The organism is Stenotrophomonas sp. 3(2025) (assembly GCF_052665395.1).
On the sequence record NZ_JBQOIF010000021.1, the window covers coordinates 46,138 to 71,787 of the forward strand.

Consider the following 25,650-nt stretch of genomic DNA (forward strand, 5'->3'; position numbering starts at 1 on the left):
GAGTCGGGCCGTCTAGTGCGAAGACGGCGGCATCACTGGCGCATTGGTCGCGAGCCTCGGTGGGGAATGAGCGGGCAGTATAGCGCCGCGAGCTGAATGGTCGCGGCCGTGGCGCTGGGTTACGGCACCGTATCCAGCCGGGCGCCGACAAATTCGATGAACACCCGCAGCTTCGGCAGCACGTGGCGGCCGGAGGGCCACAGCAGGTGGAAGATGCCGCAGGAATGCACGTGCTCTTCCAGCACGGTGACCAGCCGGCCATCGGCCAGTGCATCGCGCACCGAATGCACCGGCACGAACGCCAGGCCTCCGTCGCGCAGCGCCAGTGCCACCCGCGCTTCGATGGTGTTGGCGACCAGGTGCACCGGCAGATCCTGTGCTGTTTCGCCTTCGGGCCAGAGGATCGGCCATGGCTCGAGCTTGCCGGTGCTGGGGAAGCGGTAGTGCAGCAGGCGGTGCTGCAGCAGGTCGGCCGGCGTGCGTGGAACGCCATGCCGTTGCAGGTACGCCGGCGATGCAACCACGCGGCGTGGGAACACCCCGAGGCGGCGTGCGGTGAGGCGTGAATCGCTGGGCTCGCCAACGCGCAGCACGGCGTCGAAGCCTTCCTCGATGACATCGACCAGGCGATCGCAGAAATCCAGCTCCAGCCGGATGTCCGGGTAGGCCGCCATGAACTCGGCCATCAGCGGCAGGGTCAGGTCGCCCACCAGCGGCAGGCTGATGCGCAGGGTGCCGCTGGGGGTTGCATGTTGCTGGGCCAGTTCGGTGCGTGCGGCATCGCGTTCGTCGAGGATGCGGCGGCAGCGTGCCAGGAACAGCTGGCCCTCGGCCGTGAGGGTGATGCTGCGCGTGCTGCGGTGGAACAGGCGCACGCCGAGTGCGTGTTCAAGCCGGGCCACGCACTTGCCGGCGGCCGAGGCGGAGATGCCCTGCACGCGGCCGGTGTCGACGAAGCTGCGGGTGTCTGCGGCGTGGACGAAGGTCTGCAGGTTGGCCAGGTTGTCGAGGACGGACATGGGGAAGGTCGCTGCGAAAGTGGGCAGGGTAGGGCGCGGCAGTCCGGCCCGCTTACGTGGCCCGCGCAACACTGCGGTGCGCGGGCCTGGAGGGTCGCTGCGGCCCAGTGGTTCCGGGCATCATGCCGATTGCGGACCTTGCGGTCCATGATGCACGGAGCCCCGCCCCGCTTTTTGCCGGTGCCGGAGCTGCCTACCGTGGCGGGCCTCTCTCCACGGATCACCCCGATGACACTCGCCCTTCCTGTTGATACCGCACCGGCTCTGCCCGCGGTGAGCGCACTGCTACAGACCGTGCATCCGCAGCGCCTGGTCGGTGCGGTGGTACTGGTGCGCGAGCACGGCGTGCTGCGCCACGCCAGCGCCAGTGGCCTGGCCGACCGTGAATCGAACACGCCGATGCGCCGCGACCACCTGTTCCGGCTGGCCTCGGTGAGCAAACCGCTGCTGACCACGGTGATCCTGCGCCTGGTAGCCGAGGGGGTGCTGGACCTGGACGCGCCGGTGCAGCGCTGGTTGCCGGCGTTCCGCCCGGCACTGGCCGATGGCAGCCGCCCGCCGATCAACCTGCGCCAGCTGCTCAGCCACAGCAGTGGGCTGGGCTACCGCTTCCTGGAAGCCGATGCCCAGGGGACTTATGCGCAGGCGGGTGTGAGCGATGGCATGGACGCGAACCCGGTGACGCTGCAGCAGAACGTGCAGCGTATCGCGCAGGCACCGCTGTTGTTCGCGCCGGGCAGCCAGTGGCTGTACTCGCTGGGCGTGGATGTGGCGGGCGCCGTGGCTGAAGCGGCCACCGGCGAAAGGTTGCAGGTGTTGTTCGACCGGTTGTTGGCGCAGCCGCTGGGCCTGCGCGACACCGCGTTCGCCACGGACGAGGGCGCTCGTCTGGCCACGCCGTATGTCAGTGACACGCCGCAGCCGCATCGGTTGCGGGAGGGCGAGGTGGTGCCTGCGTTCGAGGGATCGGTGGGCATCGAATACAGCGTGGCGCGGGCGACCGACTCACACCGCTATCCGTCGGCAGGCGCGGGGCTGGTGGGCAGTGCCGATGAGGTGATGGCCGTGCTGGAAGCGTTGCGCGATGTGCGCGCCTCGCAGCTGCTGCCGGACAGCTTGGTTGCACAGATGGGAACCCCGCAGGTCGGCGAGCTGGGACCGGTTGATCCGCCGGGTTGGGGCTTCGGCCTCGGCTTTGCGGTGCTGCGTGATGCAGCGGCCAGCGGTACACCGCAGACCGCAGGGACATGGCGTTGGGGCGGTGCTTACGGCCACAGCTGGTTCGTGGACCTGGCGCGTGGCCTGAGCGTGGTCACGCTGACCAACACGCTGTACGAAGGCATGCATGGCGCGTTTGTCGATGAACTGCGCGATGCGGTGTACGCCGATCTGGAGACGCTGCGATGAGCGGCCACGCAATTGATGCAGGGGCTCCGGCGGGTGAAGCAACGCGCTTGCCGTGGCGCGGGCTGCTGGCACTGGCCGGTGGTGGCTTCATCACCCTGCTGACCGAAACGCTGCCAGCGGGCGTGCTGCGGCCGATGGGCGAAAGTCTCGGCGTCAGCGATGCGGCCGCAGGGCAGCTGGTGAGCGTGTATGCACTGGGCTCGGTGCTGGCTGCGTTGCCGATGACCGCGCTGACCCAGCGCCTGCCACGTCGTCCGCTGCTGCTGGCGGCGATTGCCGGCTTCATGGTGGTCAACACCGTGACCGCGCTGAGCCACGACTACGTGCTGACCCTGGTGGCGCGCTTCCTGGCGGGTGTGGGCGCGGGCCTGCTGTGGTCGCTGGTGGCCGGCTATGCCGCGCGCATGGTGGTGCCGGAACTGCAGGGAAGGGCGATCGCGGTAGCGATGATCGGCTCGCCGCTGGCGCTGTCGTTGGGAGTGCCGGCCGGCACCTTGCTGGGCCAGCAGATCGGGTGGCGCTGGGCGTTCGCGTTGATGAGCGTGCTGGCGGTGTTGCTGCTCGGCTACGCCCGATGGGCGCTGCCCGCGTTGCCGGCGGCCGGTGCAGGCCGGCGCATGTCGCTGGGCTCGGTCTGGCGCATGCCCGGCATCCGCAGCACGCTGCTGGTGATGGTGCTGTACGTGCTGGCGCACAACGTGCTGTACACCTACATCGAGCCGTTGGCAGTGCAGGCCGGCGCCGGGGCGTGGCTGGACCGGCTGCTGCTGGCATTCGGCATCGCCGCGATCGTGGGTATCGCCATCGCCGGCTGGGGCGTGGACCGCCACCTGCGCGCGCTGGTGTGGGCCAGCGTGATCGGCTTCGTGATGGCGGTGGCTTCGCTGCTGCTGTGGCCAGGCGTGCCGGGCGTGCTGCTGTTGGTGACGATCCTATGGGGCGTCGCGTTCGGTGCGGTACCCACCCTGTTCCAGACCGCCCTGGCCCGCCGCGCCGGTGCCGCCGCCGACCTGGCGCAGTCGATGCTGGTGACCGGCTGGAACCTGGCCATCGCCGCCGGCGGCGTCGGCGGCGGCCTGATGCTGCAGGCCAGCGGCGCCCAGCACCTGGCCTGGCTGCCGTTGCTGCTGCTGGTGGTGTGCGGCCTGTGGGTCTGGGCGCGGCCGAAGGCCTGGACGTAGGCGTCGATCGAGGATGACGGGGTTGCCGGCCTGCGGCCGGCACTACCCCGGCCGATGCTCAACAGCGCGCGCGAGCGTAGCGACCCGGTGAGGCGCTGACGAAATGTGTCCGGCCAACCCACGAACAGCTTTATGCGACCCACCACGAGGGGCGGCGCCGTTCGCCGGCTACTCCCCCGCCTGCTCGCGCTCGAACGGCACGCTGCGCGGATTCTGCATGTGCTCCCGCGCCGCACCGTACTGCTGCTGGCGCTTGCGGTGGAAGGCGATGAACTCATCGCGCGGCAACGGCCGCGAGAACAGCCAGCCCTGGCCGAACTGCACGTGCTGGCTGTGCAGGTAGGCCAGCTGCGCTTCGGTTTCCACGCCTTCGGCCACCACCCACAGGCCCAGCTCGCGGGCCATGCCGATGATGTGCGGCGTGACCGGGCTGGTCGCGCTTTCGGTGCCGATCGCATCGACGAAGGACTTGTCGATCTTCAGTGCATCCAGCGGCAGCTGCTGCAGGTACTGCAGGCTGGAATAGCCGACGCCGAAATCATCGATGGCCACGCTGTGGCCCGCGCGCCGCGCCGCGGCCAGCATGGTGCGGGCACGGTCGATGTCGAGGAAGCCATGCTCGGTGGCCTCCAGCCAGATCTGCTGCGGCAGGATGCCGCTGCCGGCCATGCGCTGGGAGATCACCTTCAGCGCACGTCCGCTGCTGATGTCCTCGGCGGCCAGGTTGATCGCGATGTGTGCAGTGCGATCCTCGGCCAGCAGCTCGCGCATGTCGGCAACCACGTTCTCGATCACCAGATCGGTGATGGCCGCAATCATCCCGGCTTCTTCGGCCAGGGGAATGAACAGGTCTGGACGCACCTGGGTACCGTCGGGGCGTTGCCAGCGCACCAGCGCTTCGGCGCCAACGCAGATGCCGGTATCCAGTTCGATGATGGGCTGGTAGTGCAGGTAGAGTTCGCGGCGACGGATGGCGATGCCCAGTTCGCCACGCATCGACAGCCGGCGTCGTGACAGCCAGATCACCAGGCCGGCACCGGCGGCGGCCATCAGCAGACCCAAGGGCACGAACAGCCACGCCTGCTGCCGGAAGGTGGCGGCCAGCGCGGTGCGGGGCGCTGTTGCGATCGCCAGCCATTCACCGCTGCGCGCGCTGGCATACAGGGTGTCGCGGTCAAGGCCATCCCCAGGTTCGCGCAGCAGCTGCTGCAGCAGGTCAGGGTCCATGCCATCCTGCTGGGTCAGCAACCGTCCATCCGGACTTGCCAGGGCCAGCCGCACGTCCGGATCGACGATGACGTCGACGAAGCGCCGAGGGTCGACCAGCACGTCGTAGGACCCGTACATCATGGACAGCATCGGCCGTCGGCCAGCCGCCTCGGGGCGCACGTTGACGGTGATGCCGGCGCCATCGCTGGTGACGTGGTCCGGCGTGGGCTGGTCCACATCCTGCTGGAACGGTCCCCACGACGTGCAGCGCAGCTTGCCGCCCTCGAAGTAGCCCATCTGGTCCGACGACGGCGTGGTCATCACCAGGGTCTGCATGCGCTGGATGTGTTCGGCCCCGCAGGGCGGCAGCACGGTGGCCTCGGCCGACTTCAATGCCGCCAGCGCTTCCTGATAGGACACTTCGGTACGGCGCAGGCTGCGCTCGGCGATGGCATGCAGCCGCTGCTGTTCGACACTTACGGCACGGTCCCAGGTGGCATAGACCATGACCGCGATCGGCACTGCAGCGGCCAGCACGGCCAGGACGGTGCCGCCGATGATGACCCGCAGTCGGCTCATGACCGGGGCTCCAGAGAGGTGTGCAGGGCTGGGCACATGGGCGGGGCCGGTCCTTGGGCGATGGCGGTATATGAACACGGCGCAGGGCTGGGCGGAATGGGACAAAGGCGGTAACGGGTCACATTGTGGTGAAAGTGACACGTGCTGACGGCCCTGGGCCGTCCGGCGCTGGCGTTGTGGCAGCGGGAGGACTACCGTCGAACGCTTCACCCGCCCCTTCCAGCGCCCATGACCGAGCCCGCCACGCCCCCCGAGCACCTGCGCCGCAGCCTGTCCAACCGCCACCTGCAACTGATCGCCATCGGCGGTGCCATCGGCACCGGCCTGTTCATGGGTTCGGGCAAGACCATCAGCCTGGCCGGCCCGTCCATCGTGTTCGTCTACCTGATCATCGGCGCGATGCTGTTCTTCGTGATGCGGGCGATGGGCGAGTTGCTGCTGTCCAACCTGCAGTACAAATCCTTCATCGATTTCTCCACCGATCTGCTCGGGCCGTGGGCCGGGTTCTTCTGCGGGTGGACGTACTGGTTCTGCTGGATCGTCACCGCCATCGCCGACGTGATCGCCATCGCCGCCTATGCGCAGTTCTGGTTCCCGGGACTGGAAGCGTGGAAGCCGGCGCTGGCCTGCGTGATGCTGCTGTTGTCGTTGAACCTGGTGACGGTGAAGCTGTTCGGCGAAATGGAGTTCTGGTTCGCGTTGATCAAGATCGTGGCGATCTGCGCGTTGATCATCACCGGTGCTGGACTGGTGGCCTGGGGCTTCACTTCGCCCAGCGGCCACACCGCATCGCTGTCGAACCTGTGGAATGACGGCGGCATGTTCCCGATGGGCCTGGTGGGTTTCTTCGCCGGTTTCCAGATCGCGGTGTTCGCCTTCGTCGGCATCGAACTGGTGGGCACCACCGCTGCGGAAACGGCTGACCCCGAGCGCAACCTGCCCAAGGCGATCAACTCGATCCCCGTGCGCATCATCATCTTCTACGTGCTGGCGCTGATCGCGATCATGGCGGTCACCCCGTGGCGCCAGGTGGTGCCGGACAAGAGCCCGTTCGTGCAGCTGTTCGTGCTGGCCGGCATTCCCGCCGCCGCCAGCCTGATCAACTTCGTGGTGCTGACCTCGGCCACGTCCTCGGCCAACAGCGGCATCTTCTCCACCAGCCGCATGCTGTATGGCCTGGCCGAAGAAGGCCACGCGCCACGTGGCCTGTCCAAGCTCTCGCGCGCTGCAGTGCCGGCACGGGGCCTGCTGTTTTCCTGCCTGTGCCTGCTGGGCGGCACCCTGCTGATCTACCTGATCCCCAACCTGGTGACCGCCTTCACCTTGGTGACGACCCTGGCGACGGTGTTGTTCATCTTCGTCTGGTCGCTGATCCTGGTGGCCTACATGGTCTACCGCCGCCGCTACCCCGAGCGCCACGCGGCCTCGATCTTCAAGATGCCCGGTGGCGTGGCGATGTGCTGGGCCTGTCTGGTCTTCTTTGCTGCGGTACTGGTGCTGCTGAGCCTGCAGGCCGACACCCGCCAGGCGCTGATCGCCAGCCCAGCGTGGTTCGTGCTGCTGGGCGCCGGTTATTGGCTGCGGCGGAAGATGGCGCAGTAGTCAGCAAGACCCTCGCCAACAGATCAACGGCCTCGGTGAGTCCCATCCACGCATGGCGTGGATCTACGTGTCGACCAAGGTCGACACCCACCAACAGCCGCGTGGTCGACATCCTTCAGCCGCCGCGGGAGATGGCGCAGTAGTCAGTAACCCTCGCCAACAGATCCAACGGCCCCGGTGAGTCCCATCCACGCATGGCGTGGACCTACACGTGTCGACCAAGGTCGACACCCACCAACAGCCGCGTGGTCGACACCCACCAACAGCAGCACAGAACACCGTTCCCAGATCGCGGAAATCTGTCGAAGGCGGGTGGGTCTGGTTGCGGGGGCGTGAGCCGCATGGATGCGGCGACCGAGCTTACAGGGACGTACTTGCAGCGCCCCCGCAACCGGACCCACCCCGCCTACCTTCAGGAAGCCAGCTTCGGCTGTTGCTGCGGCCGTTGCGTCTGCGGGTGCCGGGCGCCGCCCGGCCGAACCCCCATTCACTCAGTGTTAGCGGCCGCAGCCGGATCATCCCGCCGCCATGTCCCTCCGTCCCGCCCTCGTCGCGCTGTTGCTGCTGTCTGGCCTGTGGCCGGGGCTGGCGACAGCGCGCACGGTCTACCGCTGCGTGCAGGGCAACACGGTCAGCCTGGCCACCGCACCGGAGCCCGGCTCGCGCTGCACGCCGAAGGAGATCAACGACAGTGCCGTGCAGACTCCCAACCTGTGGGGCAACATGGGCGTGTTCAGTGGCGTGCTGTACGAGCGCGAGCAGGACGGCAAGCTTGTCTACTCCACCCGCAACCTGCCCGGCTCGCGGGTGTTCCTGAAGTTCACCGTGGCCACACCGCCGGGCGAACCGGCGCATGAAGGCCTGGGCAAGGTCGGCAAGCCCCAGCTGGCCCAGCACGCAAAACAGTTCAAGGCGGCGGCCAAGGCCACCGGCGTGGACGATGCCTGGTTGCGGGCGATCGCCCACGCCGAGAGCAATTTCGACGCGCTGGCGGTGTCCAGCAAGGGCGCGCAGGGGGTGATGCAGCTGATGCCGGATACCGCGCTGGAATATGGCGTGCGCGATCCGTTCTCGCCGCAGCAGTCCATCGACGGCGGCGCCCGCTATATGCGCGCGCTGCTGCGTCGCTACAACGGCGACCGCCCGCTGGCAGCGGCGGCCTACAACGCCGGCATCGGTGCGGTGGCGCGCTACAAGGGCGTGCCACCGTATGCAGAAACCCTGGCCTATGTGGACAAGGTGATGGCCCTGTATACGCGCTACCGCGAAGCGATGGGCATCCGTATCGAAGTGCCGGCGAAATGACCGGCGATCAGCGCGATGTGGAAATGCTGTAGAGAGGGTAGCGCTCAATCCGGCCGACGCGGTTGATCGCGGCACGCACATCGGCACGCTGTTTCAGTTCGCGCCAGCGTTCGTCGGCCACCCGCTCCGCAGGCAGCGAGGGATACACGCGCATGTCCTGCAGGCTGAGCAGTGCGTCGGTGCGATCCTCTGCGGATTCCAGTTGGCTTATCAGCGCGGCTGCGGCGGCCTCCATGTCGCCTTCTTCAATCAGCAGCTCCATATGGATCTGGGGTGCGTCCTTGCGGTGGCTGACGATTTCCGCGCGCGCGGCCGCCGCTGCCGCCGGATCGTTGTTCTCGCGCGCATGCACGAAGGTCAGGTAGGCGCGCGCCGCCAGCCCGAAGGGCGACAGCCCGTCCATGCCGGCAAGCAGGGTGTCGCTCTCGCGTTCGTGGCCAGTGGCAGACAGCATGAAGGCCAGGTTCATGCGGTGCTCGGCCGCGTCCGGGCCAAGGGCACCGACCGCATCGGTCAGTCGTGCGGCCGCCACCGAGTCGTCGATGCGATCCAGCCGGCGCAGTGCCAGCGTGCGGTAGTCCAGCAGCCACGCCAGCCACGTTGCCTCCTCACCCGCAGGACGCTGGCCGGCACTGACCATCCGCGCCATGTCATCGGTGAACTGCACGATCTGCTCGTTCTCGCCCACCATCAGCTGGATGAAGCCGAACGCAGCCAGCTTGGCATTCAAGCGGCGGTCGAGCAGGCCCGACACGCGCAGGTCATCCAGCTTGCGCTGTGCCACCTGCTGCGGATCGAACCGCGGATCGCGGCGATCGACGTAGCGGTCGAAGCGCTTGTCGCTGCGCAATGCGATCACCTCCAACGGTGTATCGATGCGGGCAATCGTGGCAGCTGCCTCTGCGCTGTGGCCGTGCTCGACCTGCAATGTCGCCAGCACCAGCCATAGGCCGGTGGGTTCAACGCCATCCCCCGTCCACTGGTTGTCGAACAGGCTCTTCAGCAGGGCCATGCGTTGAGCCGGCTGCGCACGCAGCGTGTACTGCAGGTAGCTGACGGTCTGCGTATCAACCTGCACGGGGGCATCTGCATGGGTGGCCGCTTGCAGCAGGTGGAGGGTTGCGGCGGCGGTATTGTCCTCGGCCAGTTCCACCGATACCAGGGTGGCCAGCGTGGCCGGGTCGTTCGGCAGCGCGGTCAGTGCCTGCTGCAGGTAGCGGCGGGCAACGCCGGGGGCATCCTGCATCAACGCGGTGGCACCGGCGATCTGCGCGCTGCGCCCACGCACGGCGGGTTCGAGACGGGCGAACAACGGATCGTCCATCAGCCGTTCGAACGCGATCATGGCACCCAGCATGTTGCCGCTACCGGCCATCATCAACGCCGACTCCCACCGTTGCTGGTAGGCGGAAAATGGGGTATCCGCAATCTCCTGCGCTGGCGCCTCGGGATGGGGCTCGACGGCGTGTGCAGATGCTGCCGCCAGCACGGCGAGCAGCAGCGCGGCGAGAGGCAGGGTAGGTCGGGACATGGCGGCATCCATCCTTGGAAAGTGCGTTGATTTGAATGCGAAGTGCGTTGATTTGAACCCGCAAAGGGCTGCCACCACAAGCACCCCCGCATTTGCAGCGGCGCGGCCTTGGCAGCCGGGAGTGCAGCGACTATCGTCTGACCCTCTTCACGGTCTGGCAGGCGAACAGGAACGATGGCACGGCGGCATTGGATGGCGGCAGGCGTAGTGGTAGCAACAGCGGTGGCCCTGGCGGCAACCTGGTGGGAATTCCCCGCCTCCGGCCCGCAGGTGCCGGCTGGCCCTGTACCGACGCCGCTGGGCTGGACCGCACAGATCGAGCTGCTGGCCGGCGACGGTCATCCGGGTGATCGCGATGGCGCCTCGGCGCAGGCACGCTTTGCCGACCCCTACGCGCTGCTGGCCAGTGCCGATGGCAGCGTCTACTTCACCGATGCCGGTGACAACAACCGCATCCGCCGCCGCTTGGCCGATGGCCGTATTGAAACGGTAGCCGGGCAGGGCGAGGGTCGTGTTGATGGGCCTGCCCTGCAGGCAAGTTTCAACACGCCTTCGGGTATTGCCGCCGATGCGCAGGGCAACCTGTACGTGGCCGACACCGGCAATCATGCGATCCGGCGCGTCAGTACCGATGGACAGGTGACGACGCTGGCCGGTGGCCAGCAAGGCTTCGCCGATGGTCCTGCCGCGCAGGCGCGCTTCGATGGGCCGATGGGCATCGCCGTGGATGCGCAGGGACAGGTCTATGTGGCTGATACCTGGAATGACCGCATCCGGGTGATCGGTACCGATGGCAACGTGCGTACGTTGGCCGGCGGCGACCGCCCGGGCTTCGCCGATGCGCTTGGCGCTGACGCTCGTTTCGATACGCCGGTGGCGCTGGCCTTCGATGCGCACGGCGCACTGCTGGTGGCCGATCTGTTCAACAACGCAGTGCGTCGCGTCGGCGCCGATGGCATGGTCAGCACCGTCGTTGGCCGCGGGGAGGTCATCAATGGCCCGCTATCACTGGCCACCACGCATGACGGCGTGCTGTACGTGGGTGACCTGGATGGACGCATCGTGCAGGTGACCCCGCAGGGGCATCAGCTGGCACTGCTGGGCAATGACCGCCTGCCACGCCTGGCGCGCCCCAGCGGTCTGGCGGTGGAGGCCGACGGCACCCTGCTGGTGGCCGATTCCGCGGCGTATCGCCTGCATCGCCTGCGCCCGTTACCGGTGGGTGAGCTGCCCGCACCGGCGCTGGTGGGCCCGGCCTCGGATGCGGCGCTGCCGGACAGTGGCGGACGCTGGCCACTGGCACCGCAGGATGGCTGGCACGAAGTGGTGGGCACGCTCGGCGAGGTGCGCGGCACCTTCCAGGGTGAGAGCCGCCACCACCTGCACGGCGGTTTCGATGTGCGCGGCGATGTCGGCCAGACGGTACTGGCGATCGCCGAGGGCAAGATCAGCAGCCCGATTGCCGCCTGGAGCCTCGGTGGGCAGGCTGAGGGCCTGGCCGTGGACCGGTTGAAATACATCCACATGCGCGTCGGTCGCACGCCACGCGGCGAACCGTTCGACGCGCGCTGGCAGCCGCTGTACGCCGAGGACGGCACGCTGGAGCGCATCCGCGTGCGCCGTGGTACACGCATCCACGTCGGCGACCGCCTGGGCAGCATCAACAACCAGGCGCACGTGCACCTGGCCGTGGGCAATGGCGGTTTCGAGACCAATGCGGTGGCGCTGGGGTTCAAGGGCTATGCCGACCACTTCGCGCCGCGCATCACCGATGTGGCGCTGCTGGACGACAACGACCAGCCACTGGCCGCCGGCAGCGATGGCGTGGTGATGCTGGCCCGGCAGGGACGCGGCGTGCAGATCGTGGTGGAAGCCTGGGACCAGGTGGACAACAACCTGCCACGTCGCCGGCTGGGGCCGTACCAGGTGGGCTACCAGATCCTCGATGCCGCTGGTCAGCCGCTGCAGGGCTACGAGCAGCCGCGCTGGAACATCGTCTTCAACCGCATGCCGCCGCAGAAGCAGGCGGTGAAAGTGGCTTACGCACCCGACAGCGGCATCACCGTGCATGGCAGCGCGGTCACCCGCTTCCGTTATCTGGTGACCAACACCGTGCGCGATGGGCTGATGGAAACCGGGCGCTGGCAGCCGGCGGCGTTGCCGCCGGGCGAGTACATCGTGCGTGCCAGTGCACGCGACTACAGCGGCAACGAAGGCGTGGGCCCGCGCGACATCAGGGTACGGCTGCTGCCCTAGCCGCGGCCGGGGCGCCGCAGCGTTCGCGCTCGGCGTCCATGTCTTCCAGCGGCCGCACCTCGATGCTGCCGAAGCGGGCCCACGGGAAGCCCTGGGCGATACGCATGGCCTCATCGCGGTCACGGGCGACGATCAGGTTGAAGCCGGCCAGCAGTTCGCGGGTTTCGGCGAAGGGGCCATCGAGTACCCGGCTGTGGCCATCGCGCACGCGCAGGGTCTGCGCCGATTCGATCGGCTGCAGTTTCTGCGCGGCCAGCAACGTGCCTTCGGCCTGCAGTTTGTCGGCATGGGCGAGACAGTTGCGCATCAAGGTATTGAAGTCATCGATGGGCAGTGTGCGCAGCAGTGACGGGTCGATGTAGATCAGAAGCAGGTACTGCTGCATGGCGGAGTCCTGGCGGGGGCGGGGGGACCATGATCGCGCAGGTTTGCGCGGGGGCATGCTGCACTGCGAAAGGCAGAGCGGGAAGCGCGCCTTCGGCGCGGATCGGCGAACGGCGGGGCCCCTCCGTGGTGGGGTTGGTCGTGAAGAGCTGCATCTCTGCGGGTTGGCCGGGCGGGTGGGTTGCGCAGGGGACGCCGTGAATACGTCCTTGTAGGCTCGGGCGCGCCATCCATGGCGCTTACGCCCCTGCGCAACCCACCCGCCCGGCCCCCGACAGGTTCCTGTGGCGCCAGCCACGAAAGACGAACAAAAGATCAAGATCAAACGCCGATCGCTTCGCTCTCAGGCGTCTGATTGCAGGCCTTTCCCTGGTTGCCGGCCAGCGGCCGGTAACCAAGGAGCATCCACGCATGGCGTGGATCTACCGCAGATCGCGGGAAACTGTCGAAGGCGGGGTGGGTCCGGTTGCGGGGGCGTGAGCTGCATGGATGCGGCGACCGAGCCTCCATGGACGGATTCACGGCGTCCCCCGCAACCGGACCCACCCTGCCATCCCACGGGAACCCCGCTTTTGCTTTGGCAGTTGCTGTTGCTGTTGCTGTTGCTGTTGCCCTGGCCTCGGCGGGTGCCGGGCGCCGCCCGGCCGAAGCCTATCCCCGCTTCCGGTACAATGTCGGGCCCGTTTCCCAACTACGGTTCCCCGGACATGATGGTCCTCGAGGGCGCGCCCGCCCTGTCGCCGTTCCGCCGCGAACGTCTTGAATCCCGCCTGCAGTCCATCGCTCCCTCCCTGCGCATCAGTGGTGCCTGGCACGTCTACTTCGTGCAGGCCGAGGGCACTGCCGCCCCCGACGTCGATACCCTGTGCCGCATCCTGGAAGCCCGCCCGCAGTCCGAGGCGGTTGCTGACGGTGCGGTCAGCCGCATCGTGGTGCCGCGCCTGGGCACGCTGTCGCCGTGGTCGAGCAAGGCCAGCGAGCTGGTCCGCGGTGCTGGCCAGCCGGTGAACCGGGTCGAACGCGGCCTGCGCATCGACGTGCAGGGCTGGCCGACAGACGCTGCCGCCCAGCAGGCACTGGTCAAGGTGCTGCACGACCCGATGACGCAGTCGGTGCTGGAGAGCGTCGATCAGGGCCAGTCGCTGTTCTCGACCCCGGCCCGTGGCGAACTGGAGCGCGTGCCGGTGGACCAGTTGGAGGCTGCCAACCAGCGCCTCGGCCTGGCCATGGCGCAGGACGAGATCGACTACCTGCGCGAGCGCTTCACCGCGCTGGGCCGGTCGCCGTCGGACGTGGAACTGATGATGTTCGCGCAGGCCAATTCCGAGCACTGCCGGCACAAGATCTTCAACGCCAGCTGGACCATCGACGGCCAGGAGCAGGACCGCTCGCTGTTCCGGATGATCAAGAACACCCACCAGCAGACCCCGCAGCACACGCTCAGTGCGTACAGCGACAACGCAGCGGTGATCGAAGGCCATCCGGCCTCGCGCTATCGCCCGGACCCGGCCAGCGGCGAGTACCGCCGCGAACCGCAGGTGCCCAGCGCGTTCCAGATCAAGGTGGAAACGCACAATCACCCGACCGCGATCGCGCCGTTCCCGGGCGCGTCGACCGGCGCCGGTGGTGAAATCCGCGACGAAGGTGCGACCGGTCGTGGCGGCAAGCCGAAGGCCGGCCTGAGCGGATTCTCGGTCTCGCACCTGCGCATTCCCGAGCTGCCGCAGCCGTGGGAAGCGCCGCGTGCGCTGAACCCGCGCATGGCCCCGGCGCTGGAGATCATGACCGACGGCCCGCTGGGCGGCGCCGCGTTCAACAACGAATTCGGCCGCCCGGCGCTGCTCGGCTACTTCCGCAGCTTCGAACTGCCGGAAGGCGCCGACCTGGTGCGCGCCTACGACAAGCCGATCATGCTGGCCGGTGGCCTGGGCGCCATCGATCGCGTGCAGGTCGACAAGATCCTGCTGCAGGACGGCGATGCCGTGATCGTGCTCGGCGGCCCGGCGATGCTGATCGGCCTCGGCGGCGGTGCCGCCAGTTCGGTCGCTTCCGGTGAGAGCGCCGAGGACCTGGACTTCGCCAGCGTGCAGCGCGACAACCCGGAAATGGAGCGTCGCTGCCAGGAGGTCATCGACCGCTGCGTGGCGATGGGCGCCGGCAATCCGATCAAGTTCTTCCATGACGTCGGTGCCGGTGGCCTGTCCAACGCCATTCCCGAACTGCTGCACGATTCCGGCGTGGGCGGCATCATCGACCTGGGCAAGGTACCCACCGACGATCCGTCGCTGTCGCCGATGCAGCTGTGGTGCAACGAGTCGCAGGAGCGCTACGTGCTCGGCGTGGCGCAGGAGCGCCTGGCCGAATTCGCCGCGCTGTGCGCGCGCGAGCGCTGCCCGTTCGCTGCGGTCGGTGTCGCCACCGCAGCCGAACACCTGGTGGTGGCCTATGGCGCCGTGCCGGGCAACATTCCGGCCGACGCGCCGATCGACCTGCCGATGGACGTGCTGTTCGGCAAGCCGCCGAAGATGCACCGCGATACCGCGCACCCGCCGGCACCGCGCTGGCCGGCGCTGAAGACCGGGGGCCTGGATCTGCAGGAAGCCGGTCTGCGCGTGCTCGCACACCCGACCGTGGCCTCCAAGAACTTCCTGGTCACCATCGGCGACCGCAGCGTGGGCGGCCTGACCGCGCGCGAGCAGATGGTCGGTCCGTGGCAGCTGCCGGTGGCCGACGTGGCGATCACCCTGGCCGATTTCGACGGCGTGGCCGGCGAGGCGATGGCACTGGGTGAACGCACGCCGCTGGCGCTGCTGGACGCGGCGGCCTCGGCCCGCATGGCCGTTGGCGAAGCACTGACCAACCTGTGCGCGGCCCCGGTCGATGCGCTGGATGAAATCAAGCTGTCGGCAAACTGGATGGCCGCTGCCGGCCACCCGGGCGAAGACGCGCTGCTGTACGACGCGGTGAAGGCGGTGGGCATGGAACTGTGCCCGCAGCTGGACATCAGCATCCCGGTGGGCAAGGACTCGCTGTCGATGCAGGCGCAGTGGCACGACCAGGGGCAGGCGCACAAGAGCGTGTCGCCGGTGTCGCTGGTGATCACCGCGTTCGCGCCGGTGGCCGATGCGCGCCAGCAGCTGACCCCGCTGCTGGACCGCGATATCGACAGCGAGCTGTGGTTGATCGGCCTCGGTGCCGGCAAGCAGCGCCTGGGCGGTTCGATCCTGGCCCAGGTGCACGCCGACCACGGCGACCTGCCGGCCTTCGCCGGTGCCGCCCCGGACCTGGACGATCCGCAGCGCCTGCGTGGCTTCTTCGAGCTGATCCGCGATGCACGCCAGGCCGGCCTGCTGCGCGCGTACCACGACCGCAGCGACGGTGGTGCGTTCGCCGCGCTGTGCGAAATGGCCTTCACCTCGCGCCTGGGCCTGGACATCACCCTCGATGCCTGGGGCGATGACCCGTTCCGCAGCCTGTTCAATGAAGAGCTGGGCGCCGTTGTGCAGATCGCCCGCGAAGACCGCGCCGCGTTCGCCGACCTGGTCGAGCGCCATGCGCTGACCGAGTGCGCGCAGCGCATCGCCAGGCCCACCACCGCGCCGGTGGTGCGGGTGTCGCTGGGCGGTGAATCGCTGGCCGAATGGCGCTGGGAGGCGTTGTTCGATGCGTGGTGGTCGGTCACCCACGCCATGCAGAAGCGTCGCGACAATCCGGCCAACGCCGATGCCGAGCGCGAGGTCGCCCGTGCCTTCACCGCGCCGGGCCTGAAGCCGAAGTTGAGCTTCGACCTCAACGAGGATGTCGCCGCGCCGTTCGTGCAGACCGGGGCGCGTCCGCGCGTTGCGATCCTGCGCGAACAGGGCGTCAACGGCCAGATTGAAATGGCCAACGCCTTCGAACGTGCCGGCTTCCGCGCGTTCGACGTGCACATGAGCGACCTCATCGAAGGCCGCGTGGCGCTGCAGGACTTCACCGGCCTGGTTGCCTGCGGCGGCTTCAGCTACGGCGATGTGCTCGGTGCTGGCCGCGGCTGGGCGACCTCGATCCTCGAACGTACCGCGCTGCGTGATGCCTTCGCCGCGTTCTTCGCGCGCGAGGACAGCTTCGCCCTGGGCGTGTGCAACGGTTGCCAGATGATGAGCCAGCTTAAGGACATCATCCCCGGTGCCGAGCACTGGCCGCAGTTCCGCCGCAACGCCAGCGAGCAGTTCGAAGCCCGCACCGCGCTGCTGGAAGTGGTGGAGTCGCCGTCGATCCTGCTGCGTGGCATGGCCGGGTCGCGTTTGCCGGTGGCGGTGGCGCATGGCGAAGGCCAGGCAGTGTTCGACAATGCCGTCGACCAGGCCACGGCCCGTGTCGCACTGCGCTACATCGATGGCAACGGCAACGTCGCCAGCCAGTACCCGCTGAACCCGAACGGCTCGCCCGACGGCATCACCGGCCTGACCAGCACCGACGGCCGGGTGACCATCATGATGCCGCACCCGGAGCGCACCCCGCGCGCGCTCAACCTGAGCTGGGCCCCGTCCGAGTGGCAGGGCGATTCACCGTGGATGCGCATGTTCCGCAACGCACGGGTATGGTGCGGTTGATCGCGCGCGCATTGCGCAGCTGACGATGCCATCGCGTATGGAGAACCCGCCGGGAAACCGGCGGGTTTTTCTTTGTCCATACGGAAACTCCTGAACTGGCCGTCAGTTACATGCGTTTTCATAAGTGAGGATTTCCTCACGTACGCCTAACAAAATGCGTACATAAACAAGTGAAACAGTGAACTGCTTCACGGCAATGGGTTTTGCTGCGTCAAACTCTTGACGATCCGCAAAGATGCCGTTAACACTTGACCCCCGTTTCAAATCTGTTCATCCCGCAGTAACCGCACGGCGCATGCGCTCGGTTTTCTGTCCCTGCGCGCCGTTCGGCAATACCCGCAGTAAATCACGCGAATAAACGCCCCCAGGGGACGTTGGGCCACGAAGGCTCGGCGGTGGCGTTGCTTTGCCCAAAACCAGTCCAATCAGGAGCCGTACCGATGAATCGGATTTATCGCAAGGTCTGGAACAAAGCATTGGGTCAGTTGGTGGTGGCCTCGGAACTGGCCTCTTCCAGCTCATCAGGCGGGGTCGTCGACCAGCGCCGCGGTGCGACCGATGCCGCGCCGGCACGACTGGCTGCAGCGCTGGCCTTGGCAATGGGACTGGGCATGACCGGCATCGCTGCGGCGCAGTCGGTTGAGATTGGGGGCAGCGCGAACTGCGTGGTGCTCAACAGCAAGGTGCTGGACAAGTGCGCGGTCGATGGCAGCGCCAGCGCCAAGGGCAGCAACGCGGTGGCAATTGGTGCGGGTACCAGCGCCACCGGCGCCAACAGCGTGGCGCTGGGCGCCGGTTCCAAGGCAGCGCGCGCCAACACCGTTTCTGTCGGTGATGCCGGCAAGGAACGGCAGGTGACCAATGTCGCCGCCGGTACCGCCGCCACCGATGCGGTGAACAAGGCACAGCTGGATGCACAGGCGCGCGCCACGCAGGCCGCGCTTGCGCAGGCGGCGGCCGAGGGCAGCCGCTACTTCAAGGCCGATGGCGCTGGCGATGACAGCGACGCGGCAAAGATCGAAGGCCAGGGCGCCATCGCGGTCGGTAGTGGCAGCCAGTCGCTGGCCAACGCCACCACCGCGGTCGGCACCCAGGCCATTGCCGCAGGACTTGGTGCCAGTGCTTTCGGCCAGAACGCGCTCGCCTTTGGTGATGCCAGCGTGGTGGTCGGGCAGAGTGCGGCCGCCTTCGGTCTTGGCGATACGGCGGTAGGCGCAAGTGCCGTGGCCGCCAGCGAGAACGGCGCAGCCACCGCACTGGGTGCACTGTCCGAAGCCAGCGCCGATGGCGCCACGGCGGTGGGTGCAGGCGCGGTGGCGATGGGCCCCGGCAGCACCTCGCTGGGCCGCGGTGCGACTGCCGTCAACGAAGCCTCCATTGCCGTCGGTGCGTTCAGCACGGCGGTGGGCGAATACAGCACCGCGCTGGGTTCCAATTCGGCGGCCGTGGCCACCGGCAGCGTGGCGCTGGGCGCCGGCTCGCTGGCCGACCGCGTCGATACCGTGTCGGTGGGTGCGGTCGACTACGGCCTGACCCGGCAGATCACCAGCGTTGCCGCCGGTACCGAAGACACCGATGCGGTCAACGTCGCTCAATTGAAGGACGTGGCAGCGGTAGCCGATACCACCGCCAAGCGATTCCAGGCTACCGGCAGCAGCAACAGCGATGCCGGTGCGTTGGCCGAGGGAGATGACGCGCTCGCCGCTGGCGAAGCCGCCAATGCGATCGGCAACGGCACGACCGCCGTCGGTGCAGGTGCGACCGCCGTCGCGCAGAACGCCACCGCGGTCGGCAACAACGCGCTTGCGTCTGGCCAGAACAGCGCGGCCTTCGGCAACAACGCGCAGGCAGTCGGCCCGGGCAGCGTCGCTGTGGGCGGTGCTGCAGTGGATGCCGATGGCAATCCGCTGATCACCAGTGGTGGCGTGCCGGTAGAGACCGGCGCCACCAGTGCCGGGGTCGGTGGTACCGCCGTCGGCGCCAGCGCCGATGCCGGTGGTTTTGCAGCGTCGGCGTACGGCGTGGGAGCCTATGCGGCAGGTGCGCAGTCGTCGGCATTCGGTGCTGTCTCCAATGCCATCGGCGACTACTCCACCGCCGTCGGTACGCAGAGCAACGCCACCGGCACCAGCAGCGTGGCCATCGGTGGCCCGGCCGACCTGATCCCGGGCCTGGGCTTCTTCGTGCAGACCCAGGCCAGTGGCGAAGCGGCCACCGCCGTCGGCGCCGGTGCCATCGCCAGCGGCGACCAGGCCGTGGCCAATGGCAGCCTGACCGAGGCCTCCGGTGCCGAATCCGTCGCGGTGGGCTACTTTGCCTATGCACCGGGCGAGAACGCCAGCGCGCTGGGCGCGCAGACCTGGGCCAGCGGTGCGCAGAGCACGGCCGTCGGCTACTACGCCACCGCGCGTGGTGCCAACAGCGTTGCGCTGGGCGCCAATTCCGAAGCGGTGCGCGCCAACAGCGTGGCCGTGGGCAGTGCCGGCAACGAGCGGCAGATCACCAGCGTGGCGGCCGGCAGTGAAGCCACCGATGCAGTGAACAAGGCACAGCTGGACGCCGTGGCCAGCACCGCCGATACCACCGCGCGCTTCTTCCAGGCGCAGCCGGAAAGCGGCAGCGATGCCGGTGCCTACGCAGAAGGCGAGGGTGCGGTGGCGGCGGGTTCGGCCAGCAACGCCATCGGTGCTGGTGCGCTGGCACAGGGCGCAGGCGCTGCGGCCATCGGCGCCGACAGCGTGGCACTGGGTCGCAATACCTTCGCCGACGGTGACGGTGCGGTAGCCGTGGGTGGCCTCGGCCAGGCCTACGACGAATACAACCAGCCGCTGCTGGATGAGCAGGGCAACCCGGTGCAGATCGGCACCACCGCCTCGGCCGGTTCCACCGCCGTCGGCAATGCCGCGCAGGCCACCGGCGCCAGCAGCAGCGCCTTCGGTACTGCGGCGCAGGCCACCGGCGACAACAGCTTCGCGGCGGGCGGCAAGGCGCGCGCCACCGGCAGCTATGCCGTTGCCGTCGGCGACAGCGCCTTCGCCAAGGCCGATGACAGTACCGCCGTGGGTGGCTACAGCACCGCCAGCGAGGAAGGCGCCACGGCCTTCGGTGCCGGCGCATGGGCCACCGGCCGCAATGCCTCGGCATTTGGTCCGGCGGCATGGGCCAGCGCCAACGGCGCCACCTCCATCGGCTACAACAGCTGGGCCAACGGCACCAGTTCCACCGCCGTCGGCCGCGGCGCCTTCAGCTACGGCGACAACAGCGTTGCGCTGGGCTTCCAGGCACTGGGCAACAGCATCAACAGCATCGCCATCGGCACCAACACGGTGGCCGGCGGGGAAAGCGCGATCGCCCTGGGCGCGGGCAGCACGGCCAGTGGCAACAACGCAGTTGCACTGGGCGCCGGTTCGGTGGCCAGCCGTGATCGCAGCGTGTCAGTGGGCAGCGCGGGCAACGAACGGCAGATCACCAGTGTGGCGGCCGGTACCCAGGCCACCGATGCGGTGAACAAGTCGCAGCTCGACGCGGTTGCAGCCAGTGCCGCGACCACCAGCAAGTACTTCCAGGCCAGCGGCAGTGCCGACAGCGACGCCGGTGCCTACGTGGAAGGCGACAACGCGCTGGCCGCGGGTGAATCGGCCAATGCCATCGGCAACGGCGCAACCGCCCTCGGCAGCGGCGCCAATGCACTGGCCGGAAACGCACAGGCCATCGGCTTCAATGCCCTGGCCAGCGCGGCCAATGCCAGCGCCATCGGTGCCAACGCACAGGCGACCGGCGAATACGCCACGGCTCATGGTGCCGAGAGCGAAGCCAGCGGCGAACAGAGTGCGGCCTTCGGCGCGGCCGCGGTGGCCAGCGGCGCTGGCAGCACCGCCAGCGGCGTGCTGTCCGAAGCCAGCGGCGAAGAAGCCGTGGCGGTGGGCTACTTCAGCAACGCCAGCGGGGAGGCCGCCACGGCGGTCGGCAGTGAAAGCGTGGCCAGCGGCACCGCTTCGGCTGCATTCGGCATCGGTGCCGAGGCGACCGGTGGCTACAGCACCGCCATCGGCGGTTACGCCAACGCCTCGGCATTCAACGCCACTGCCCTCGGCAACTTCGCCAACGCCTCCGGTTCCAACAGCGTCGCGCTTGGTGGCGATTCGGAAGCATCCGGTGCCTACAGCACCGCCACCGGCCAGGGCAGCCTGGCTACCGGCACCAATGCCGTGGCCGTCGGTGGATCGTTGTTCGGCCTGCTGGCGACCGAAGCATCCGGCGACTATTCCACTGCGGTCGGTGGCGGTGCCTATGCGGCGGGCATCAACAGCACCGCGCTGGGCAATGCGGCGGAATCGCGCGGTGCCAACAGCGTGGCGCTGGGTGCCGATTCGATTGCCGACCGCGACAACACCGTGTCGGTCGGTGGCGGCGGCAACACCCGCCAGATCACCAACGTGGCCGCCGGTACCCAGGGTACCGATGCGGTGAACAAGGACCAGCTGGACGCGGTGGCCGCCGAAGGCGCAAAGACCAGCAAGTACTTCCAGGCCAGCGGCAGCGCCGACAGCGATGCCGGTGCCTACGTGGAAGGTGACAGCGCGCTGGCTGCCGGTGAGGCCGCCAATGCGATCGGCACCGGCGCTACTGCACTTGGCAGTGGTGCAACAGCGGTAGCGGCAAACGCCACGGCGGTGGGCTTCAACAGCCTGGCCAGCGGCGGCAATGCGGCTGCGGTGGGCAACAACGCACAGGCGACTGGCGAAGACAGTGCGGCGCTCGGCAGCGGTGCGGTGGCCAGCGAAACCAGCACCACCGCAACCGGTGCAGGCGCGCAGGCGACGGCGGTGTACAGCACGGCCAACGGTGCCGAGGCGGTCGCCAGCGGTGCGCAGTCGCTGGCCAGTGGCTTCCGTTCGGCAGCCTCTGCAGACGGCACCACCGCAGTCGGCGGCTACAGCGAAGCCAGCGGTCGCCTCGGCTCGGCGCTGGGCTATGGCACCGTGGCCAGTGGTGCCAACAGCACCGCTGCCGGCGTGTTCGCTGCGGCGTCGGGCGCCAGCTCGGTGGCGATGGGTGATTCCAGCGAAGCCAGCGGCGATGAGAGCGTGGCCATTGGTGGCAGCACCTTCTTCGGCCTGGTGCCATCACGAGCCAGTGGCTACGGCGCAGCGGCGTTCGGTGCCGGTGCCTGGGCCACCGACGACTACGCTACTGCAATCGGCTGGAATTCGTGGGCCGATGGCGCCGAATCGACGGCGCTGGGCGCCAGCGCTACCGCCAACGGTGCCAACAGCGTCGCCCTGGGCGCAGGCTCCAAGGCCGACCGTGACAACACGGTGGCCGTCGGCAGCGCCGGCAGCGAACGCCAGGTGACCCATGTGGCGGCCGGCACCGAAGGCACCGATGCGGTCAACAAGAACCAGCTCGATGCTGTCGCCGCAACGGCGGACAAGACCAGCAAGTACTTCCAGGCCAGCGGCAGCGCCGACAGCGATGCCGGTGCCTATGTGGAAGGCGACAACGCACTGGCTGCCGGTGAAGCGGCCAATGCGATCGGCAATGGCGCCACCGCGCTCGGCAGTGGTGCCACGGCCGTGGCCGCCAACGCGACCGCCGTGGGCATCAACTCGCTGGCCACGGGCAGCAATGCGGCTGCGGTAGGCAGCAACGCGCAGGCCACCGGTGAAGACAGTGCCGCACTCGGCAACGGCGCGGTAGCCAGTGACATCAGCGCCACCGCTACCGGCACCGCTGCACAGGCCAGCGGCGTCTACAGCACCGCCAACGGTGCGGAAGCCGTCGCCAGCGGTGCGCAGTCGCTGGCCAGTGGTTTCCGCAGTGCCGCTTCGGCCGATGGCACCACCGCCATCGGTGGCTACAGCGAAGCCAGCGGCCGCCTCGGCACCGCGCTGGGCTACGGCTCGGCAGCGACCGGTGCCAACACCACGGCTGTCGGCTTCGGAGCGGCGGCAGCAGGCAGCGGCGCCGTAGCCGTCGGCCAGTCCAGCCAAGCCAGTGGCGCAGAGAGTGTCGCCATCGGCGGCAGCACCTTCTTCGGCCTGATCCCGTCGCGTGCCAGCGGTACCGGTGCGGCGGCCTTCGGTGCCGGTGCCTGGGCGACCGATGACTACGCCACCGCGATCGGCTGGAATGCCTGGGCCGATGCGGCTGACAGCACCGCCCTGGGTGCCAGCGCGACCGCCAACGGTGTCAACAGTGTCGCCCTCGGCGCGGGTTCGAAGGCCGACCGTGACAACACGGTGGCCGTCGGCAGCGCGGGCGGTGAACGCCAGGTCACCCATGTTGCCGCCGGCACCGAGACCACCGATGCAGTGAACAAGGGCCAGCTGGATGCCGTGGCCAGTGTCGCCGACAAGACCAGCAAGCACTTCCAGGCCAACGGCAGTGCCGACAGCGACGCCGGTGCCTACGTCGAAGGTGACAATGCGCTGGCGGCCGGTGAAGCGGCCAATGCGATCGGCAATGGCGCCAGTGCGCTCGGCAGTGGTGCCACCGCGGTCGCGGCCAACGCCACCGCCGTCGGCTTCAATGCGCTGGCCAGTGGTGCCAATGGCGCGGCGCTGGGCAATGCGGCACAGGCCACCGGCGTGGACAGTGTGGCCCTGGGCAGTGGTGCTGCCGCCAGCGAGCTTGGCTCCAGTGCCACCGGCGCCGGGGCGCAGGCCAAGGGTGCCTACAGCACCGCCAGCGGCGCGCAGTCTACTGCCAGTGGCACGCAGTCGCAGGCCAGTGGCTTCCGTGCCACGGCAACGGCCGACGGTGCGTCGGCGCTGGGCAGCTACGCTGAGGCCAGTGGTCGTCTCGGTACCGCTGTTGGTTACAGCGCCAAGGCCACCGCAGCCGGTTCGACCGCGGTTGGTTTCGGTGCCACGGCAAGTGCCGCCAACAGCACGGCGTTGGGCGCGTCGGCAGTGGCCGATCGGGCGAACAGCGTGTCGGTGGGCAGCGCAGGCGCAGAGCGGCAGATCACCCGCGTTGCCGCAGGCACCCAGGCCACCGATGCGGTGAACCGCGCGCAGCTGGATGCGGTCGCTTCCACCGCCGATGCCACCAGCCGCCACTTCCGCGCCAGCGGCAGTGGCACCGCAAGCGCCAGCGGCACCGACGCGGTGGCCATCGGCTCGGCTGCCAATGCGGGCGGTGCACGCAGCAACGCACTGGGTGCCAATGCCTCGGCCATTGGTGGCGGCGCGCTTGCGCTGGGTGCCAACAGCGGCGTTACCGGGACCAACTCGGTCGCCCTCGGCACCGGTGCACGCGCCCTGGAGGCCAACGTGGTCTCGGTTGGTGGCGGCAACGGCACCGCCGGCCCTGCTACGCGCCGCATCGTCAACGTTGCCGATGGCCGCATCGCCGCCGGCAGCAGCGACGCCGTGACCGGTTCACAGCTCAACGTCACCAACCAGCGCGTGGGCGCGGTCGAAACCCGTGTCGGTGATTTCGACTCGCGCATCGCCACTGTTGAAACCAGCACGGCCAGTGCGGTCGGCTACGACGATGCCAGCCGCGACCGCCTGACCCTGGCCGGTATCCAGGGCACCACCATCGACAACGTCGGCGCCGGCAGCATCGCCTCCGGCAGCCGCCAGGCGATCAACGGTGGGCAGCTGTTCCAGTCGCTCAGCGATGCCGCCAGCTTCCTCGGCGGCGGTGCCAGCGTCGGCATGCAGGGCGTGTTCGTCGCGCCGAACTATGTGATCCAGGGGTCCACCTACAGCAACGTCGGCGACGCGCTGGGCGCACTGGACCGCAAGGTCAGCGAGATCGATCGTCGCACCGCCAGCGGCACGCGTTCCGGCGCGGCCAGCCTGCGTTCGATGGCCGCGCCGCTGGACGCAGACGCGTCCAACGTGGCCACGGCGTCGGCTGCTACCGACGCGAGCCTGGCGGATGGCGGATCGGCAACGGCCCGTGTGCAGGGCACGCCGACCGCCGCCAGTGCAGGCAGTGCTCAGCCAGCACTGGTTGCAGGCGGTGGCGTCAACGCCATCGCGATGGGCGATGGCGCAGTCGCCAGCGGTGCATCGTCCACTGCTGTCGGCCAGGGCGCGAGCGCAACGGCGGCCAATGCGGTGGCGCTGGGCCAGGGCTCGGTTGCTGATCGCGCCAACACCGTCTCGGTCGGCAGCGAGGGCAACGAACGCCAGGTCACCAACGTGGCGGCCGGCACCACCGCAACCGATGCGGTCAACAAGGGTCAGCTGGATCGTGGCATCACCACCGCCAACAGCTACACCGACAGCCGCGTGCAGGCAGTCACCGACAGCTTCGATGTGTTCAAGGGTGAAGTCGATGGGCGCCTGCGGCACATGGATCGCCGCATCGACCGCCAGGGCGCGATGAGCGCAGCGATGCTCAACATGGCCACCAGTGCCGCCGGCATCCGCACCCAGAACCGGGTCGGCGTCGGCATCGGTTTCCAGGGAGGCGAGTCGGCCATGTCGCTGGGCTACCAGCGTGCGATCAGCGATCGCGCCACGGTCACCGTCGGTGGTGCCTTCAGCAGTGATGACAGCTCGGTCGGCGTCGGTGCCGGCTTCGGCTGGTAAGTGCGCAACAACGTGCCGGTGGGCCATCCCATC

11 protein-coding genes are annotated in these 25,650 nt (G+C 68.6%); 7 read left to right on the plus strand and 4 right to left on the minus strand.

From position 1 onward, the window contains the following. Positions 1-119 precede the first annotated feature (119 nt). Positions 120-1,019, minus strand: coding sequence for a LysR family transcriptional regulator (locus tag ACUXVE_RS15540; protein WP_033830227.1), 900 nt, complete (start codon positions 1,017-1,019; stop codon positions 120-122). Positions 1,020-1,247: 228 nt separating this feature from the next. Between ACUXVE_RS15540 and ACUXVE_RS15545 the strand changes: the two genes are divergently transcribed. Together ACUXVE_RS15545 and ACUXVE_RS15550 are read left to right on the plus strand one after the other, a co-directional pair. Then, positions 1,248-2,426 (plus strand): serine hydrolase domain-containing protein, encoded by a 1,179-nt coding sequence (locus ACUXVE_RS15545; protein WP_445514750.1) that lies wholly within the window; start codon positions 1,248-1,250, stop codon positions 2,424-2,426. Beyond that, on the plus strand, positions 2,423-3,607 hold the full coding sequence (locus ACUXVE_RS15550; RefSeq protein WP_222387828.1) for an MFS transporter: 1,185 nt from the start codon (positions 2,423-2,425) through the stop codon (positions 3,605-3,607). The genes ACUXVE_RS15545 and ACUXVE_RS15550 overlap by 4 nt, the downstream gene beginning before the upstream one ends. A gap of 168 nt (positions 3,608-3,775) precedes the next feature. Here the strand turns inward: ACUXVE_RS15550 and ACUXVE_RS15555 are convergent, their stop codons facing one another. Next, on the minus strand, positions 3,776-5,395 hold the full coding sequence (locus ACUXVE_RS15555) for an EAL domain-containing protein (protein ID WP_093820921.1): 1,620 nt from the start codon (positions 5,393-5,395) through the stop codon (positions 3,776-3,778). A gap of 228 nt (positions 5,396-5,623) precedes the next feature. Here ACUXVE_RS15555 and cycA point away from each other — a divergent pair, with 228 nt between their 5' ends. Next, positions 5,624-6,997, plus strand: coding sequence for a D-serine/D-alanine/glycine transporter (cycA, locus tag ACUXVE_RS15560; protein ID WP_445514751.1), 1,374 nt, complete (start codon positions 5,624-5,626; stop codon positions 6,995-6,997). 528 nt (positions 6,998-7,525) lie between these two features. After that, the gene (locus ACUXVE_RS15565) at positions 7,526-8,302 is read left to right on the plus strand and encodes a lytic transglycosylase domain-containing protein (protein ID WP_445514752.1); all 777 of its coding nucleotides are present in this window, start codon (positions 7,526-7,528) and stop codon (positions 8,300-8,302) included. Positions 8,303-8,309: 7 nt separating this feature from the next. Here the strand turns inward: ACUXVE_RS15565 and ACUXVE_RS15570 are convergent, their stop codons facing one another. Then, positions 8,310-9,833 (minus strand): hypothetical protein, encoded by a 1,524-nt coding sequence (locus ACUXVE_RS15570; RefSeq protein WP_222387824.1) that lies wholly within the window; start codon positions 9,831-9,833, stop codon positions 8,310-8,312. Positions 9,834-10,007: 174 nt separating this feature from the next. On the opposite strand from ACUXVE_RS15570, the gene ACUXVE_RS15575 reads away from it, so the two are divergent. Further along, complete coding sequence (locus ACUXVE_RS15575; RefSeq protein WP_445514753.1) at positions 10,008-12,089, plus strand: SMP-30/gluconolactonase/LRE family protein; 2,082 nt, start codon at positions 10,008-10,010, stop codon at positions 12,087-12,089. Here the strand turns inward: ACUXVE_RS15575 and ACUXVE_RS15580 are convergent. Then, positions 12,067-12,474: a YciI family protein gene (locus tag ACUXVE_RS15580; protein ID WP_222391045.1), complete on the minus strand. Its 408-nt coding sequence runs from the start codon at positions 12,472-12,474 to the stop codon at positions 12,067-12,069. The genes ACUXVE_RS15575 and ACUXVE_RS15580 overlap by 23 nt on opposite strands. 706 nt (positions 12,475-13,180) lie before the next feature. On the opposite strand from ACUXVE_RS15580, the gene purL reads away from it, so the two are divergent. Together purL and ACUXVE_RS15590 are read left to right on the plus strand one after the other, a co-directional pair. Beyond that, the gene (gene purL, locus ACUXVE_RS15585) at positions 13,181-17,065 is read left to right on the plus strand and encodes a phosphoribosylformylglycinamidine synthase (protein WP_445514754.1); all 3,885 of its coding nucleotides are present in this window, start codon (positions 13,181-13,183) and stop codon (positions 17,063-17,065) included. A 440-nt stretch (positions 17,066-17,505) separates the two neighbouring features. Then, entirely contained in the window at positions 17,506-25,617 is an 8,112-nt protein-coding gene (locus ACUXVE_RS15590) for an ESPR-type extended signal peptide-containing protein (protein ID WP_445514755.1), read from the plus strand. The last annotated feature ends 33 nt before the right edge of the window (positions 25,618-25,650 follow it).

Coding starts and splice junctions, on each gene's coding strand:
- ACUXVE_RS15590 (WP_445514755.1), top strand. CDS start 17,506: ATGAATCGGATTTATCGCAAGGTCTGGAACAAAGCATTGGGTCAGTTG.
- ACUXVE_RS15540 (WP_033830227.1), bottom strand. CDS start 1,019: ATGTCCGTCCTCGACAACCTGGCCAACCTGCAGACCTTCGTCCACGCC.
- ACUXVE_RS15565 (WP_445514752.1), top strand. CDS start 7,526: ATGTCCCTCCGTCCCGCCCTCGTCGCGCTGTTGCTGCTGTCTGGCCTG.
- purL (WP_445514754.1), top strand. CDS start 13,181: ATGATGGTCCTCGAGGGCGCGCCCGCCCTGTCGCCGTTCCGCCGCGAA.
- ACUXVE_RS15580 (WP_222391045.1), bottom strand. CDS start 12,474: ATGCAGCAGTACCTGCTTCTGATCTACATCGACCCGTCACTGCTGCGC.
- cycA (WP_445514751.1), top strand. CDS start 5,624: ATGACCGAGCCCGCCACGCCCCCCGAGCACCTGCGCCGCAGCCTGTCC.
- ACUXVE_RS15550 (WP_222387828.1), top strand. CDS start 2,423: ATGAGCGGCCACGCAATTGATGCAGGGGCTCCGGCGGGTGAAGCAACG.
- ACUXVE_RS15555 (WP_093820921.1), bottom strand. CDS start 5,395: ATGAGCCGACTGCGGGTCATCATCGGCGGCACCGTCCTGGCCGTGCTG.
- ACUXVE_RS15575 (WP_445514753.1), top strand. CDS start 10,008: ATGGCACGGCGGCATTGGATGGCGGCAGGCGTAGTGGTAGCAACAGCG.
- ACUXVE_RS15570 (WP_222387824.1), bottom strand. CDS start 9,833: ATGTCCCGACCTACCCTGCCTCTCGCCGCGCTGCTGCTCGCCGTGCTG.
- ACUXVE_RS15545 (WP_445514750.1), top strand. CDS start 1,248: ATGACACTCGCCCTTCCTGTTGATACCGCACCGGCTCTGCCCGCGGTG.